Consider the following 15,824-nt stretch of genomic DNA (forward strand, 5'->3'; position numbering starts at 1 on the left):
AGGTCAGTTCGAGGTGAGGGTTATATCAGTCAGCGGTGCGGGTTCAATGTGCGGACGCAGCCCCAGCAGCGGCGCGATGCGTTTCACCATCTCGGCCGCAACAGGTACCGCAGTCCAGCCTGCGGTGCGGCGCTCTTCGTCGTAAGCGATGACCGAGGGTTCATCCAGGGTCACAACCAGCACGTATTTTGGATCATCCGAGGGGAAGATCGAGGCAAAAGTGGCGATCACCTTGTCCTCATAATAGCCGCCGCGCGGCTTCGGCTTGTCGGCGGTGCCGGTCTTGCCGCCCACCTGGTAGCCGGGAACGCGGGCAAAGCTGGCGGTGCCTTCGGTCACCACCCGGCGCAGCATGGTGCGCGCCGCCCTGGCGGCCTCATCCGACAGCACCCGCTCGCCATGTTGCGGCCCCTGCTGTTTCAGCACCGTGGGGTTCACCTGAAAGCCGCCATTGGCGATGGCCGCATAGCCTGCCGCAAGATGCATCGGCGTGGTGGAGATGCCGTGACCATAGGAGATCGTCATGGCCGACAGCTCGGACCAGTTCTTCGGCGTGAGCGGCTGACCGCCACGGGCCTCGACGATCTCGAAGGGGGTCGGTTCAAGCATGCCCAGGCGCGCCAGGAAGTCCTTTTGCCGCGCCACCCCGATCTGCTGCGCCAGCCGCGCGGTGCCGATGTTCGAGGATTTCTCGATGATCTCGCTCACCGTCATTTCGTTGCCGTAGTTGCGGAAATCCTTGATCGAGAACTTCCCCCAGCGCAGCGGGCCACGGGTGTCGATCACCGTATCAGGCGTCACCAGCCCCAGATCCATCGCCTGGGCTGCGGTGAAGATCTTGAAGGTGGAGCCCAGTTCATAGACCCCCTGCACCGCCCGGTTGAACAGCGGGCTGACCGAGGGATCAAAGCCAGTGGTGGGCGGGCGCGGGCGTTCGTTGGGGTCGAAATCCGGCAGCGAAACCACCGAGATCACCTCGCCCGTATGCACATCCATCAGAATCGAGGTGGCGCCCTTGGCATTCATCAGCTGCATGCCGCCATCCAGCACCCGCTCGGCGGCGGCCTGTACGGTCAGATCCAGCGACAGCTGCAAGGGCCTGTGCCCATTGCCGGGGTCGCGCAGGTAGGCATCATAATGCTTCTCAACACCGGCCACACCGATCACCTCGGCCGCCGAAACGCCTTCCTTGCCGAAACCGGCGCCGCCCAGCACATGGGCGGCCACGCTGCCATTGGGATATAGACGCATCTCGCGCGGGCCGAACAACAGCCCCGGATCGCCGATGTCATGCACCGCCTGTTTCTGCTCGGGGCTGATTTTCTTCTTGATCCACAGGAACTTCCGCTTTCCGTTGAAGTCCTCGATCAATTGTTCCCGATCCAGGTCCGGGAATATCTCGGCCAGGCGCGTGGCAGCGCCTTCCGGATCGATCATCTGCGGCGGCTGCGCATAAAGAGAATGGGTTTCGAAATTGGTCGCCAGGATCCGGCCCTTCCGGTCCACGATATCGGCCCGCTGCGCCGCGATGGCACTGCCCGCAACCGAGGCGACAGGTTCGCTTGGCTCCGAGGTCGCAAGCAGGCCCATGCGTCCGATCACCGCCGTATAGGCACAAAGGAAGAAGATCCCCAGCACCAGCAGGCGCCCTTCGGCGCGCTGACGGGCCTTGGCCTGCATGTCCTCGTGGCGCAGGCGGATATTCTCCTGCTCGATCGCATCCGGGTTCTGCCCCTTGGCACGGGCGTTCAGAATGCGGGCCAGAGGGCGCAGCGGCGTGCGGATCATGGCTGCGCCCCCCCGCCGGAGGTGGCATTGAGACCCGAGACATCGACGCCATCGGTGATTTCAAGCTCGGGGACGCGCGGATAGGCCACCTCGTCCACGCGACCGAATTGGTCCGGGCGCAGCGGCAACAGACCGAGGCTGGCAAAATTCAGCTCGGCCAGATCGATCAGCCGGTCGGGACGGTTGAGATAGGCCCATTCGGCGCGCAGAACCCCCAGACGCACCTGCGCGGCGCCGATCTGGCCCTGCAGCTCGCGGGTTTCCTTCAGCACCTGCTGGGTGGCGTAATTCTCGCGGTAGGCCCAGAAGGCCAGGCCAAAGACCGCCAGGGCGGTGACGGCGTACAAAAGCGTTTTCATCTGCGCGCCTCCTTCAGCTGCGGCATGCCCAATTCCCGCGCCGTGATCGCGACCGGCGCCGCATCGGTGCGCCGCCCCACCCTGAGCCGGGCCGAGCGGGAGCGGGGATTCTCTGCAAGCTCCTGCTCATCCGGCCCCACCGCCTTTCGGGTGACGATCTCGAACTGCGCCGGGGCTTCTTCGATCTCGGGCGCATAGCGATTGGCGCGCCCGGTCTTGCCCGCGCGGTGCTGGAAAAAGCGTTTGACCATGCGATCCTCGACCGAATGAAAGGTCACGACAGCCAATAGACCGCCGGGTTTCAGCGCCCGTTCGGCGGCCAGAAGCCCCTGGAACAGCTCATCATATTCGGCATTCACCGCGATACGCAGCGCCTGAAAGCTGCGGGTGGCGGGATGGGATTGCCCCGGCTTGGGGCGCGGCAGGCAGGATTCCACGATCCCGGCCAGTTGCAGCGTGGTGGTGATCGGCTCAACAGCCCGCGCCTTGACGATGGCCCGGGCAATGCGGCGGCTGGCGCGTTCCTCGCCATAATGAAACAGGATATCGGCCAGCTCTTCCTCGCTCAGCTCCGCGACCAGATCGGCCGCCGATGGACCATCCTGCGACATCCGCATATCAAGCGGGCCGTCCTTCATGAAGGAAAAGCCACGTTCGGCCAGGTCCAGCTGCATCGAGGACACCCCGAGATCCAGCACCACGCCATCAAGGCCTTCCGCATATTCGTCCATGCGGGAGAACACACCCTGCTGCTGCACCAACCGGTCGCCGTAATCATCGGCCCAGGATTTCGCCAATTCAAAGGCCAGCGGATCGCGATCCACCGCGATCACCTGATCGGCGCCTGCATCCAGCAGCGCCCGCGTATAGCCACCCGCACCGAAAGTGCCATCCAGCCAACGCCCGGAGACCGGGGCCACCGCCTTCAAGAGCGGACGCAGGAGAACAGGAATATGGGGACCGGAAACATTGGGCTGCTCCGTCGTCATACCTTAGTGCCCCCCGGCGCCATCAAGGAATTGCAGCGGATCGAAGTCCTCCGGCAGATCCGCCATCAGCTTCTCTGCTTCGGCCATCTCCACCTCTTCATAGGTCTGCGGCTTCCAGATCTGGAACGTATCGCCCGAGGCGATGAAAAAGGCCTCGCCCTCCAGCCCGATTTTGTTACGCAGCTTGGCGGGCAGGACCAGGCGGCCGGTCTCATCCACCGTGGTGGGCAGGGATTGGCCGTTGAACATGCGCTCCAGGATCTTGCGCTCCCGCGAGCCGCGCGGCAGGGCCGCGATCTTGGCGTCGACCTCGTCGATTGCTTCCATTGTATAGCATTCAAGGAACTTGCGGCGATCATCACCGTAGACGATCACCAATTCGGGGTTGTCTCCGGTCTGCTGCCAGTTGGGATCGCTTGCCTCCAGAACACGGCGAAAGGAGGCCGGTATCGACACCCGCCCCTTGCTGTCCACCTTGTGGTGGCTTTCGCCTCTGAACCTGCGGCCCAAATTATCGTCCCTTTTTCGCGTCCCTCGCGGTGTGCCGACCCCCGAAAGTAAAAGGGGCGGGTTGATCTGCTGCCACTGATCAACCCGCCGCCTTGTCCCGCCGTGCGGGGTGTCCGACTGCGCGCGCCACCTGGGGGGATGTCTGCTCGCCCGCGCGCCGGATCTCTTTGTTCGAGGAAAGCGAAGGCCTGTATGAAACCTGCTTGTCTTGTTTTGCCTGGGGTCGTTTGGCGCCCCGTCCTTGCTCTCGTTCGATGACAAAAGGGATACTATGGGAAATCAGGGTACGGCAATAGGTTTCTTCACGAGACCGTGGGAGAATCCGGGTTAACACGGGCAATTCTTGTTAAGACTCTATTAACCTCTATAAATGATGCAGCTTAAATTGCGGGTATTTTTCAGATTGTAACTACATCTAGTGGTTCGCGATCTCCCCCTAGAGCACCCATAGTTTCCCAGAAAAAATTCAGCATCTTTTTTTTGCCACATAATATTCACGATATGTTCCGAGGCTCGGCGCCGGTGACCGCCGGAATCCTGTCAGTCCACACCTGAATTCACGCGGAGATGAGCCTCCGTGATTCGGAATCGCCAAGTATCAAGACAGCGCCGCCCATGCTTTCCCATGGAGCGATCTCGGACCGATCAAATGTGATGGGCCGAGATATCCCACACCATCCCAAAGCCCCAGCAAACCGCTCTGGCGAGGCCATGCAACGAGACCACGCCCAGAAGGCGGCGCCCCGCACAAAGACGCGCCTGCCCCATGGGACACGCAGCCTGCACCGCGCGCACTGGACGCAGGCGGTCAGGCCGGTCGCAATATCTGGTTCAATAACGGGACGGGACGGTATGGGACGGGACGGCGCGGCTCAGGCCATGCCGCCGCGCACCAGCCCCTCGGCGATCTGGCCATAAGCCTGCGCCATGGCGCCCTCACCGGCCGCCACCGGGGTGCCGCCATCCGCAGCCAGCCGCGTTTCCAGATCGATCGGCAGCATACCCAAGAGCGGCAGGCCCAAGCGCTTGGCCTCGGCGGCGGCACCGCCGTGACCGAAGATATGATGCTCTCCGCCGCAGTCGGGACAGGTGAAAAAGGACATGTTCTCGATCAACCCCAGAACCGGGATCTTCAGCTGCTCGAACATGTTCAGCGCCTTGCGCGCATCCAGCAGCGCCACATCCTGGGGCGTGCTGACCACGATGGCCCCGCTGAGCTCTGCCTTAGTGCACAGCGTCAGCTGCACATCCCCGGTGCCCGGCGGCAGATCCACGATGAGCACGTCCAGCTCTCCCCAGTCCACCTGCCCCAGCATCTGCTGCAACGCGCCCATCAACATGGGACCGCGCCAGATCACCGCCTTTTCCTCTTCCACCATCAGGCCGATGGACATCACCGTGACCCCATGGGCCTGAAGCGGGGTGATCCGCTTGCCGTCCGGGCTGGAGGGCTTCCCACTCACCCCCATCATGCGCGGCTGGCTGGGGCCATATATATCTGCATCCAGCAGGCCAACCTTGCGACCCTGCCGGGCCAGCGCCACCGCAAGATTGGCACTGACGGTGGATTTCCCGACGCCGCCCTTGCCCGAGGCCACAGCGAGAATGCGCGCCACGCCCTCAGGCTTGATCGGCCCCTGTTGCGGCTTTGGATGCCCCCCAAGTTTAAGACTGGGTGCCGACTGACCGGCCTGGGCTGGCCCATGGGCCGTCAAGGCGGCACTGACGGTATCCACGCCCTCCAACGCCAGAACCGCAGCTTCGGCCGCGCGGCGCAGGGGTTCCATATGCTGGGCGATGGCCGGGCTTGGCGCTTCGATCACAAACCGAACCTGAGCACCGTCAATGGTGAGCGCACGCAGCATGTCCCGCGACACCAGCGTTCCGCCATCCGGCAAGGCCAGACGCTCAAGTGCTGCAAGAATCTGATCACGTGTCACCGGCATTATAGTCTTCCCTCTGTTTCCTGCCCCGGCCGAAGCCTCCACTGCATATAGGCTCCGCCCACCCAGCCCAAGCGAAATTGCCGTGACGGCACCCTGCCGCAGCCGGACACAAGGCGCCCATTTTTCAAGCAACACCAAGGAAATAGGCCATTTTTGCAGCCATATTCCAGCACGTCAGGAAAAGACCCATGCAAATGCTGCATAGCAGAAATGCCGAGTCTGGGGATTGTGCACCTGCAGCATTTCCTTAAATTGGTGTTCAAGAAACGCCTTTACAGGCAACGACAGAACTACTGACCTAACTAGCAAGAGCTGAGGACCTGCCCGATGGCCGCAGTAAACCACATCACCGCCCACAAGGGCACCCTGGCAGACACCGGTCTGGCCTTCCTGGACGCGTTGAAAGTGAAATTCGCACGCTACCGCGTCTATCGCGCAACCATCAACGAGCTGTCTGCCCTGACCAACCGTGAACTGGCAGACCTGGGCTTGAACCGCTCGATGATCAAGCGCCTGGCCCTCCAGGCCGCCTACGAAAACGCATAACCGAGATCAGGTCCTTTTCTCCTCCTCCCTTAAGGGCCTGTAAATCGCGGTGACATCTTCCTCCTCCCTGATGTCACCGCACCCCATACCGGGATCAAACCCGGGATCTGATACACCGGGTCTCCTCCTCCCATTTGACCTGGTGTTGTTCAGAGCGGCGGCACCTCTCCTCCTCCCTGGTGTCGCCGCACCTCATACCGGGATCAAACCCGGGATCTGATACATCCGGTCTCCTCCTCCCATTTGGCCGGATGTTGTTCAGAGCGGCGACACCTCTCCTCCTCCCTGGTGTCGTCGCACCTCATACCGGGATCAAATCCGGACGTTGATACATCGGGCCTCCTCCTCCCATTTGGCCGGATGTTGCAAAGAACGGCGGTGCCTCTCCTCCTCCCTGGCACCGCCGTTTTCTTTTCCAGAGACATGAACAGAGATTTCCGCGCCAGCGCTTCTGCCGCAGGCGTGGATTTTGCGCGTGTCGTTCTCGTCAGGGGAATGGCGCGGGGGCGCTGGCAGCAAAGCTGCCAGCGCCCCCGCGCCCGGATCGGATCGCAAAGCGATCCGACCGCCTCTGCCTCAGATCACTATCTCAGAACGGTACGTCGTCATGGGCCGTGACGAATTTGGCAATCACCTTCTTCATCCCCGCCTTGTCAAAATCGACTTCCAGCTTGTCGCCCTCGATCCCGGTGATGGCGCCATAGCCGAACTTCTGGTGAAAGACCCGCTCTCCCACAGTATGGCTGGAGCTTGCGGTCAGATCGATCACCTGAGTTCGACTTTCGCGCGGCTGCGACAGGCCGCGTTCGCCTGCCCGCGCCTGCATGCGCTTCCAGCCCGGGGAATTATAGCCATCGGCCTGGGCCACGCGGTCATCGATGCGGGATTTCACCTGGGTGCCACCGGCAGCGGCACCGTAACCACCACCATACAGCCCCGGCGGCGTCAGCACCTCCACATGCTCCTCGGGCAACTCATCGATAAAGCGCGAGGGTAGCTGCGATTGCCATTGCCCGAACACCCGCCGGTTGCCCGCAAAGGAGATCGTGCAGATCTCCTCGGCGCGGGTGATGCCCACATAGGCAAGGCGGCGCTCCTCTTCGAGCCCCTTGAGACCGCTTTCATCCATCGACCGCTGCGAGGGAAAGAGACCATCTTCCCAGCCGGGCAGGAAAACCGCAGGGAACTCCAGCCCCTTGGCCGCATGCAGGGTCATGATACTGACCTTCTGCTCGGCATCCTGCTTGTCATTGTCCATCACCAGGCTGACATGTTCCAGGAAACCCTGCAGGTTCTCGAAATTCTCCAGCGCCTTCACCAGTTCCTTGAGGTTTTCAAGGCGACCCGGGCTGTCCGGGTTCTTGTCCATCTGCCACATGGTGGTGTAGCCGCTCTCATCAAGCACGATCTCGGCCAGTTCCATATGGCTGATGTCGGCATCACCCGTCATCCGGCTCCAACGGCGCAGATCCTCGACCAGTTGGCGCAGCGCCGCACCGCCCTTGCCCTTGATCTCACCGCTTTCGACGGCCAGACGGGCGCCTTCCAGCAGGGATACGCCATTCTCACGGGCGATCACCTGGATCTTCTGCTGCGCCTTGTCGCCCAGGCCGCGTTTCGGCGTGTTGACGATGCGTTCAAAGGCCAGATCATCCTCAGGCGAGACCACGAGGCGGAAATAGGCCATGGCATCGCGAATCTCGAGCCGCTCGTAGAATCGCGGACCGCCGATCACCCGGTAGGGCAGACCGATAGTCAGAAAGCGGTCCTCGAAGGCGCGCATCTGATGGGAGGCGCGAACCAGAATCGCCATATTGTTCAGATCCACAGGCGCCTGACCGCGGGTGCCACGCTGCATGGATTCGATCTCTTCGCCGATCCAGCGTGCTTCTTCCTCGCCATCCCAATGACCGATCAGGCGCACCTTCTCGCCGCCCGTCGCATCGGTCCACAGCTCCTTGCCCAGACGCCCCGCATTGCCCCGGATCACGCCAGAGGCCGCCGCGAGGATATGTTCGGTCGAACGGTAGTTCTGTTCCAGCCGCACCACCTTGGCGCCGGGAAAATCCTTTTCAAACCGCAGAATATTGCCCACCTCGGCGCCGCGCCAGCCGTAGATCGACTGATCATCATCGCCGACGCAGCAGATATTCTTGTGCCCCGCAGCAAGCAGCCGCAGCCACATATACTGCGCCACGTTGGTATCCTGATATTCGTCCACCATGATGTAACGGAACCAGCGCTGGTATTGGGCCAGAACGTCCGGATGGTTCTGGAAGATCGTCACCATATGCAGAAGCAGATCACCGAAATCGACGGCGTTCAGTTCCTTCAGGCGGGTCTGGTACTGGGCGTAGAACTCGGTGCCGCGATGGTTATAGGCGCTGGCATCTGCGGCAGGCACCTTTTCCGGCGTCAGCGCGCGGTTCTTCCAGTCGTCGATGATCCCCGCCAGCATTCGCGCGGGCCAGCGTTTGTCGTCGATCCCCGCCGCCTGGATCAGTTGTTTCAACAGGCGGATCTGATCATCCGTGTCCAGAATGGTGAAATTCGACTTCAGCCCCGCCAGTTCCGCATGGCGGCGCAGCAGCTTGACGCAGATCGAATGGAAGGTCCCGAGCCAGGGCATGCCCTCGGCGGGCTGGCCCAGCATCCGCCCCACCCGTTCCTTCATCTCGCGCGCGGCCTTGTTGGTGAAGGTCACCGCCAGGATTTCGTTCGGGCGCGCCTGGCCCAGCGTCAGAAGGTGCACGATCCGTGTGGTCAGCGCCTTGGTCTTGCCGGTGCCGGCCCCCGCCAACATCAGCACCGGACCATCCAGACATTCCACCGCCTCCCGCTGGGCCGGGTTCAGCCCCTCCAGATAGGGTTTCGGGCGCGCAGCCATGGCGCGGGCGGAGAGGGAGGCGCCCTCGAAGGCGTCCATTTCATCGAAACTGCTCATGGGCGTGATCCTAGCGTGATTCACCCCTGCAGGAAAGAGGACGTTCACACTCTGTTCGCATCATCTTTTTGCCCCGCACCCAGGTGTCACGACGCTGAACGCCGCTGCCCATCCCAACGACGGCCCCCAGTAGCGCAACGTTTCCGCTAGACTCCAACGGCAAAGCGGCAATGATGCGCCCATGACATCGCATCAAGATCTGCACTCGCATTATCCCGGCCTGTCCGACCTGCGCAGCCGGGCCGAGCGGCGCCTGCCGCGGTTCGTCTGGGAGTACCTGGACAGCGCCACCGGGGTTGAGGCCACCAAGGCGCGCAACCGCGCGGCCCTTGATCGGATCGGCTTTCTGCCCTCGATCCTGCATGGACCGCTGGACATAGATCTGTCGACTGAGCTGTTCGGAGAGAGACTGCCCCTGCCCTTTGGCATTGCGCCGGTGGGCATGTCGGGGCTGATCTGGCCCGATGCCGAAGGCCACCTGGCCCGCTGCGGCGCGCGCAATGGCATTCCCTACAGCCTGTCGACCGTGGCCAGCCAGGCGCCCGAAGATCTGGCGCCGCACCTCGGACCGCAGGCCTGGTACCAGCTGTACCCGCCCAAGGACGAAGGCATCCGCAGGGACATGCTGGCGCGGGCGCGGGATGCGGGCTTCAAGGTGCTGGTTCTGACGGTGGATGTGCCCGTCGCCTCGCGCCGGGAACGACAGACGCGATCGGGCCTGACCCAGCCGCCACGGCTGACGCCGCGCCTGTTGGCGCAGGTGGCGATGCGCCCGGCCTGGGCCATGGGCATGGCGCGCCAACACCGGCACGAGGGCGGCATGCCCCATATGCGCACGCTCGACAAATACACGGCCGAGACTACCGGTCAGGGCCTGTCGTCCACCGCCCATATCGGCTATCTTTTGCGGACCTCTCCGGATTGGGACTACGCGCGCTGGCTACGGGACAATTGGGATGGGCCCTTCGTCATCAAGGGCGTGATGCGCCCCGAGGACGCGGAACCGCTGCAGCAGATCGGCGTCGATGCGCTGTGGGTCTCAAACCACGCCGGACGCCAGTTCGACGGCTGCCCCGCCGCCATCGAGGTTCTGCCGGAAATCCGCGCCGTAACCGACCTGCCGCTGATCTTTGACAGCGGCGTCGAAGGCGGGCTGGATATCCTGCGCGCCCTGGCGCTTGGCGCTGATTTCGTGATGTTCGGCCGTGCCTTCCACTATGCGCTGGCAGCACTGGGCACGAAGGGTCCCGATCATCTGATCGATATCCTGCGCAAGGATCTTGAGGCGAACATGGGGCAGATGGGGCTGAGCACATTGGCTCAGATCAGGGATCTACCCCGACACCATCTGACATGACGATGGCTGGCGTAAATGGCTCAGGCCGCCTGGATTGACTGAAAGCTGGCGAGGAAATCCCGCACCAACCGGCGGACCGTGACATCGTCGCCGCGGGCCTCGCTGTTCATCGGGAACAGCTCGCGCAGCGAAAAGACGCTGTCGCGCGCCAGGACCGGCAGTTGCTCGGGCGTCAGCAACCCCATGCGCCAATCGGGAAAGGCCCGAAATTCGGCCGCCTCGCTCTGCACCACCCGCAGGTTCGCATGGCGCGGATCCTCGGCAATTTTCTGATAGCGCAGCGCCAGCTTATCCGCGCCACCTTCCAGCACCTGGAAGAAACAGGACCCGTGATACAGCAGAAGACCGGTCAACCCGTCGCGGGCGTTGTTGGTGCGGGACAAATCGACGATCCCCGCAACCTCTCTTGCGGTCATTTTCCGGGCCATATGGCTGAAATAGACGATCCTGTGCATGTTGGCTCCTTTCCGGTAAAAGGCCTCTCCCTGTCCGACGCTCTGCCGGGAGTTGCGCCCGCCAGGCGGCATGCAAAGGTATACAGGACATCTCCCCCTTCGGGTTTGCGCTTCGGGATATGAGCCGACCGGACCGAAGGTTCAAAAGGATACCCCGCTATCCGGGCGGTGGTTTGAGCATACCTCCGGCACCGCGTCTCAGACCAAAGGCGCGGATCTTCGGCCCTGGGGTTTGGCAACATGTGAGGAGCACCGCGCGAATCTCCGGCAACCCGACCGTGTACAGGAATTTGCGGTGCCGAGTTTTTGCCGCCGACGGCGCCTTTTGGAAAATGAGGGCGCTATCATGCAAAATGAGAGCGCAATCATGCTGCCGAATACCCAGAACTACGGGTATACCCGACGCCAAGATGCGCCTAACACATCGCCAGACAGACTGACCTCGGGGGAAGATATGACCGACTTCAAGAAGATCCTGATAGCCAACCGCGGCGAGATTGCGATCCGTGTGATGCGGGCTGCGAATGAAATGGGCAAGAGGACCGTTGCGGTCTATGCCGAGGAGGACAAGCTGGGGCTGCACCGCTTCAAGGCGGATGAGGCCTACCGGATCGGCGAGGGTCTTGGGCCGGTGGCGGCCTATCTCTCGATCGACGAGATCATCCGCGTCGCCAAGGAGAGCGGCGCCGATGCGATCCATCCGGGCTATGGCCTGTTGTCGGAAAACCCCGATTTCGTCGATGCCTGCGCCCGCAACGGCATCACCTTCATCGGTCCCAAGGCCGAGACCATGCGCGCGCTGGGGGACAAGGCCTCGGCGCGGCGCGTGGCGGTCGAGGCGGGCGTGCCGGTCATCCCCGCGACCGAGGTGCTGGGCGATGACATGGCCGCCATCAAGGCTGAGGCGGCCGAGGTCGGATACCCGTTGATGCTGAAGGCCTCCTGGGGCGGTGGCGGGCGCGGCATGCGTCCGATCCTGTCCGAGGACGAGCTGGAAGAGAAGGTGCTTGAGGGCCGCCGCGAGGCCGAAGCCGCATTCGGCAATGGCGAAGGCTATCTCGAAAAGATGATCACCCGCGCCCGTCACGTGGAGGTGCAGATCCTCGGCGACAAGCACGGGCAGATCTACCACCTGTGGGAGCGGGATTGTTCCGTGCAGCGGCGCAACCAGAAAGTGGTGGAACGCGCGCCTGCCCCCTACCTCAGTGACGCGCAGCGCGAGGAGCTCTGCGACCTGGGTCGCCGGATCTGCCAGCATGTGAACTACGAATGCGCGGGCACCGTCGAATTCCTGATGGATATGGAGACTGGCAACTTCTACTTCATCGAGGTGAACCCCCGCGTGCAGGTGGAACACACCGTCACCGAGGAAGTCACCGGCATCGACATCGTGCAGGCGCAGATCCTGATCGCCGAGGGCAAGACCCTGGCCGAGGCGACCGGCAAGGCGGACCAGTCCGAGATCCGTCTCAACGGTCATGCGCTGCAGACCCGGGTCACCACCGAGGATCCGCTCAACAACTTCATCCCCGACTATGGCCGTATCACCGCCTATCGCTCGGCCACCGGCATGGGCATTCGCCTGGATGGCGGCACGGCCTATGCGGGCGGGGTGATCACCCGCTATTACGACAGCCTGCTGACAAAGGTGACCGCCTGGGCGCCGACCCCGGAAAAGGCGATTGCCCGCATGGACCGCGCCTTGCGCGAATTCCGGGTGCGCGGCGTCTCCACCAATATCGCCTTCGTGGAGAACCTGCTGAAGCACCCGACCTTCCTCAGCAATGAATACACCACCAAGTTCATCGACGAGACGCCCGAACTGTTCCAGTTCGCCAAACGTCAGGACCGCGGCACCAAGGTGCTGACCTATATCGCCGATATCAGCGTCAACGGGCACCCGGAAACCGAAGGCCGCCCCGAGCCCAAGGCCGACCTGAAGGATCCGCGCCCGCCAAAGGTGGAGCCGGGCACCCTGCCCTATGGCACCCGCAACCTTCTGGAGCAGAAGGGCGCGCAGGCGGTGGCCGACTGGATGAAGGCGCAGCGCCAGCTGCTGCTCACCGACACCACCATGCGCGACGGGCACCAGTCTCTCTTGGCGACCCGCATGCGCAGCCTCGACATGATCAAGGTGGCGCCCGCCTATGCGCAGAACCTCAGCCAGCTGTTCTCGGTCGAATGCTGGGGCGGTGCCACTTTTGACGTGGCCTATCGCTTCCTGCAGGAATGCCCCTGGCAGCGTCTGCGCGACCTGCGCGAGGCGATGCCGAACCTGATGACCCAGATGCTGCTGCGCGCCTCCAACGGGGTGGGCTATACCAACTACCCCGACAATGTGGTGCAGTCCTTCGTGAAACAGGCCGCCACCACCGGCGTCGATGTGTTCCGCGTCTTTGACAGCCTGAACTGGGTCGAGAACATGCGCGTCGCCATGGATGCGGTGGTCGAGAGCGGCAAGATCTGCGAGGGCACCATCTGCTACACCGGCGATATCCTGGACCCGAACCGCGCCAAGTATGACCTCAAGTACTATGTCGGCATGGCCAAGGATCTGGAGGCCGCAGGCGCCCATATCCTGGGCTTGAAGGACATGGCCGGTCTTCTGAAACCCGCCGCCGCGCGCCAACTGGTGAAGGCGCTGAAGGAAGAGGTCGGCCTGCCGGTCCACTTCCACACTCATGACACCAGCGGCATCGCCGGCGCCACCATCCTGGCGGCGGCCGATGCGGGCGTCGATGCGGTGGATGCGGCGATGGACGCCTTCTCGGGCGGCACCTCGCAGCCCTGCCTCGGCTCGATCGTCGAAGGGCTGCGCAACACCGACCGCGACACCGGGCTCGACATCGCCTCGATCCGCGAGATCAGCGATTACTGGGAACAGGTGCGCGCGCAATATGCCGCCTTCGAGGCCGGCCTGCAGGCCCCGGCGTCCGAGGTCTACCTGCACGAGATGCCGGGCGGCCAGTTCACCAACCTCAAGGCGCAGGCGCGCTCCCTGGGGCTGGAGGAGCGCTGGCACGAGGTCGCCCATACCTATGCCGATGTGAACCAGATGTTCGGTGACATCGTGAAGGTGACGCCCTCCTCCAAGGTGGTTGGCGACATGGCGCTGATGATGGTCAGCCAGGGCCTGACCCGCGCCGAGGTGGAAGATCCCGCAACCGAGGTCTCCTTCCCGGATTCGGTCGTCGACATGATGCGCGGCAACCTGGGCCAGCCTCCGGGCGGCTTCCCCGCTGGCATTGTCGACAAGGTGCTGAAGGGCGAGAAACCCAACCTCGAACGCCCCGGCAAGCATCTGGAGCCGGTGGACCTGGAAGCGACCCGCACCGAGCTGTCGCAGCAGCTGGAAGGCAAGACGGTCGATGACGAGGATCTGAACGGCTACCTGATGTATCCCAAGGTCTTCCTCGATTACATGGGCCGTCACCGCGAATACGGCCCGGTACGCACCCTGCCGACGCGGACCTTCTTCTACGGGATGGAACCGGGCGAGGAGATCTCGGCCGAGATCGACCCCGGCAAGACGCTGGAGATCCGCCTGCAGGCCATCGGCGAGACGGATGAAAACGGCGAGGTGAAGGTCTTCTTCGAACTGAACGGCCAACCCCGGGTGATCCGGGTGCCCAACCGGCTGGTGAAATCCACCACCGCCGCGCGTCCCAAGGCCGAGGTCGGCAACCCCGACCACATCGGCGCGCCGATGCCGGGCGTCGTCGCCTCGGTCGCGGTGCAGGTGGGCCAGCAAGTGCACGAAGGCGATCTGCTGCTGACCATCGAGGCGATGAAGATGGAAACCGGCCTCCACGCCGAACGCGACGCGGTGGTGAAGGCCCTGCATGTGCACGCCGGTGGCCAGATCGACGCCAAGGATCTTTTGATCGAGCTGGAATAAGCTCCAACCCCAAAACCACCATGAAAGGGCGCCCTCCAAACCAGAGCGGCGCCTTTTTTTTGCCTTCTCCAATCCCGCATGACGTTGCAGGAACTTGCACCCGTTGCGGGTTTCAATGCGTCGAAAGCTTGCTATCCAATAAGTTCCAAAAACGAACTTATTGGATTTGGCGGGAAAACCGGGAGGAAATGCCGATGTTTGCAATCACGTCTCTTTATGCGGGCGCTGCGGCGCTGATGTTTGTCTACCTGACGCTGGGGGTCAGCAGGCAGCGGATCAAGCACAAGGTCTCGATCGGGGATGGCGACAATCGTGCCGTTCTGGTCGCCATCCGCGCGCAGGGGAACTTTGTCGAATACGTTCCGATCGGGCTGATCCTGATGGCCGCGGTGGAAAATCAGGGGGCGCCGACGCTGGCCCTGCATGCCCTTGGGGCGATGCTGATTGGCGGGCGCCTGATGCATGCGATCGGTTTCACCCGACGCCCGCAGATCCTGATCCTGCGGCAGCTGGGCATCGTGCTGAACCTGGTGATGGTGCTGGCGGCGGGCCTTGGCCTTCTGGCACATGCGTTGCTGTGATGCGCCGCCTGGGCGTCAGACGTCAGACCACGGAGCGGCTTCGGACAGCGGGTCAGTGAGGACGTCGCGGATGGTCTTCACATAGACCGGCGCAGGCTGCGACAGGAGCGGTCCAGCCTGCCTGCTGGGCGCGTCGCCGGTGGCATCGGGGACCAGAGCCTTGGCCAGAACAATCGCCGCGATCAAGGCGCCCATGCGGGCATAGTCGAGTGGTTTCCTGCGGGGTTTCATACGGGGACGTGCCTCCCGGTCTTGTTTGTCTTTGCTGAATGTACGCAGGAGGGCCGAGGTTCCGTCGCAGAAATCTGTGGAAAATTCCATTGCCGGGTATTTTTTCACTTGCAGCGCTGCGGCAGAATGAATATCTCACCGCTCACCGAATGGCAGCGCGGGCGTAGCTCAGGGGTAGAGCATAACCTTGCCAAGGTTAGGGTCGGGCGTTCGAATCGCC

At 63.0% G+C, this 15,824-nt stretch carries 12 protein-coding genes; 4 read left to right on the top strand and 8 right to left on the bottom strand.

Annotated features, from left to right (window positions below):
- Positions 1-3: 3 nt before the first annotated feature.
- The 5 genes from PXK07_RS15160 to PXK07_RS15180 all read right to left on the bottom strand — a co-directional run bounded on the left by PXK07_RS15160 (position 4) and on the right by PXK07_RS15180 (position 5,592).
- Positions 4-1,788, bottom strand: a complete 1,785-nt coding sequence (locus PXK07_RS15160) for a peptidoglycan D,D-transpeptidase FtsI family protein (RefSeq protein WP_274849182.1) — start codon at positions 1,786-1,788, stop codon at positions 4-6.
- Positions 1,785-2,147, bottom strand: a complete 363-nt coding sequence (gene ftsL / locus PXK07_RS15165; protein WP_274849183.1) for a cell division protein FtsL — start codon at positions 2,145-2,147, stop codon at positions 1,785-1,787. The genes PXK07_RS15160 and ftsL overlap by 4 nt, the downstream gene beginning before the upstream one ends.
- Entirely contained in the window at positions 2,144-3,136 is a 993-nt protein-coding gene (gene rsmH / locus PXK07_RS15170) for a 16S rRNA (cytosine(1402)-N(4))-methyltransferase RsmH (protein WP_274849184.1), read from the bottom strand. Before rsmH ends, ftsL begins: the two co-directional genes overlap by 4 nt.
- A 3-nt stretch (positions 3,137-3,139) precedes the next feature.
- Positions 3,140-3,646: a division/cell wall cluster transcriptional repressor MraZ gene (gene mraZ, locus PXK07_RS15175; RefSeq protein WP_274849185.1), complete on the bottom strand. Its 507-nt coding sequence runs from the start codon at positions 3,644-3,646 to the stop codon at positions 3,140-3,142.
- An 872-nt stretch (positions 3,647-4,518) separates the two neighbouring features.
- Positions 4,519-5,592 (bottom strand): Mrp/NBP35 family ATP-binding protein, encoded by a 1,074-nt coding sequence (locus PXK07_RS15180; protein WP_274849186.1) that lies wholly within the window; start codon positions 5,590-5,592, stop codon positions 4,519-4,521.
- Between the two features lie 327 nt (positions 5,593-5,919).
- Between PXK07_RS15180 and PXK07_RS15185 the strand changes: the two genes are divergently transcribed.
- Positions 5,920-6,138 (top strand): DUF1127 domain-containing protein, encoded by a 219-nt coding sequence (locus PXK07_RS15185; RefSeq protein WP_274849190.1) that lies wholly within the window; start codon positions 5,920-5,922, stop codon positions 6,136-6,138.
- Between the two features lie 589 nt (positions 6,139-6,727).
- Here PXK07_RS15185 and PXK07_RS15190 read toward each other — a convergent pair.
- Positions 6,728-9,082, bottom strand: a complete 2,355-nt coding sequence (locus PXK07_RS15190; RefSeq protein WP_274849191.1) for an ATP-dependent helicase — start codon at positions 9,080-9,082, stop codon at positions 6,728-6,730.
- 181 nt (positions 9,083-9,263) lie between these two features.
- Here PXK07_RS15190 and PXK07_RS15195 point away from each other — a divergent pair, with 181 nt between their 5' ends.
- A complete protein-coding gene (locus PXK07_RS15195; protein WP_274849192.1) occupies positions 9,264-10,439 on the top strand; it encodes an alpha-hydroxy acid oxidase in 1,176 nt (391 codons plus the stop codon).
- A gap of 20 nt (positions 10,440-10,459) precedes the next feature.
- On the opposite strand, the gene PXK07_RS15200 is transcribed toward PXK07_RS15195, so the two are convergent.
- Positions 10,460-10,894: a BLUF domain-containing protein gene (locus PXK07_RS15200; RefSeq protein WP_274849193.1), complete on the bottom strand. Its 435-nt coding sequence runs from the start codon at positions 10,892-10,894 to the stop codon at positions 10,460-10,462.
- Positions 10,895-11,348: 454 nt separating this feature from the next.
- On the opposite strand from PXK07_RS15200, the gene PXK07_RS15205 reads away from it, so the two are divergent.
- Together PXK07_RS15205 and PXK07_RS15210 are read left to right on the top strand one after the other, a co-directional pair.
- Positions 11,349-14,792 carry a pyruvate carboxylase gene (locus PXK07_RS15205; protein ID WP_274849194.1) on the top strand — a complete coding sequence of 1,148 codons (3,444 nt, stop codon included), beginning with the start codon at positions 11,349-11,351 and terminating at the stop codon, positions 14,790-14,792.
- A gap of 194 nt (positions 14,793-14,986) precedes the next feature.
- Positions 14,987-15,373 carry an MAPEG family protein gene (locus PXK07_RS15210; protein ID WP_274849195.1) on the top strand — a complete coding sequence of 129 codons (387 nt, stop codon included), beginning with the start codon at positions 14,987-14,989 and terminating at the stop codon, positions 15,371-15,373.
- 15 nt (positions 15,374-15,388) lie between these two features.
- Here PXK07_RS15210 and PXK07_RS15215 read toward each other — a convergent pair whose 3' ends face one another.
- Positions 15,389-15,604, bottom strand: a complete 216-nt coding sequence (locus PXK07_RS15215; protein WP_274849196.1) for a hypothetical protein — start codon at positions 15,602-15,604, stop codon at positions 15,389-15,391.
- Between the last annotated feature and the right edge of the window lie 220 nt (positions 15,605-15,824).

Origin of the sequence: Phaeobacter sp. QD34_24 (genome assembly GCF_028890115.1) — a bacterium.
Lineage (GTDB): Bacteria > Pseudomonadota > Alphaproteobacteria > Rhodobacterales > Rhodobacteraceae > Phycobacter.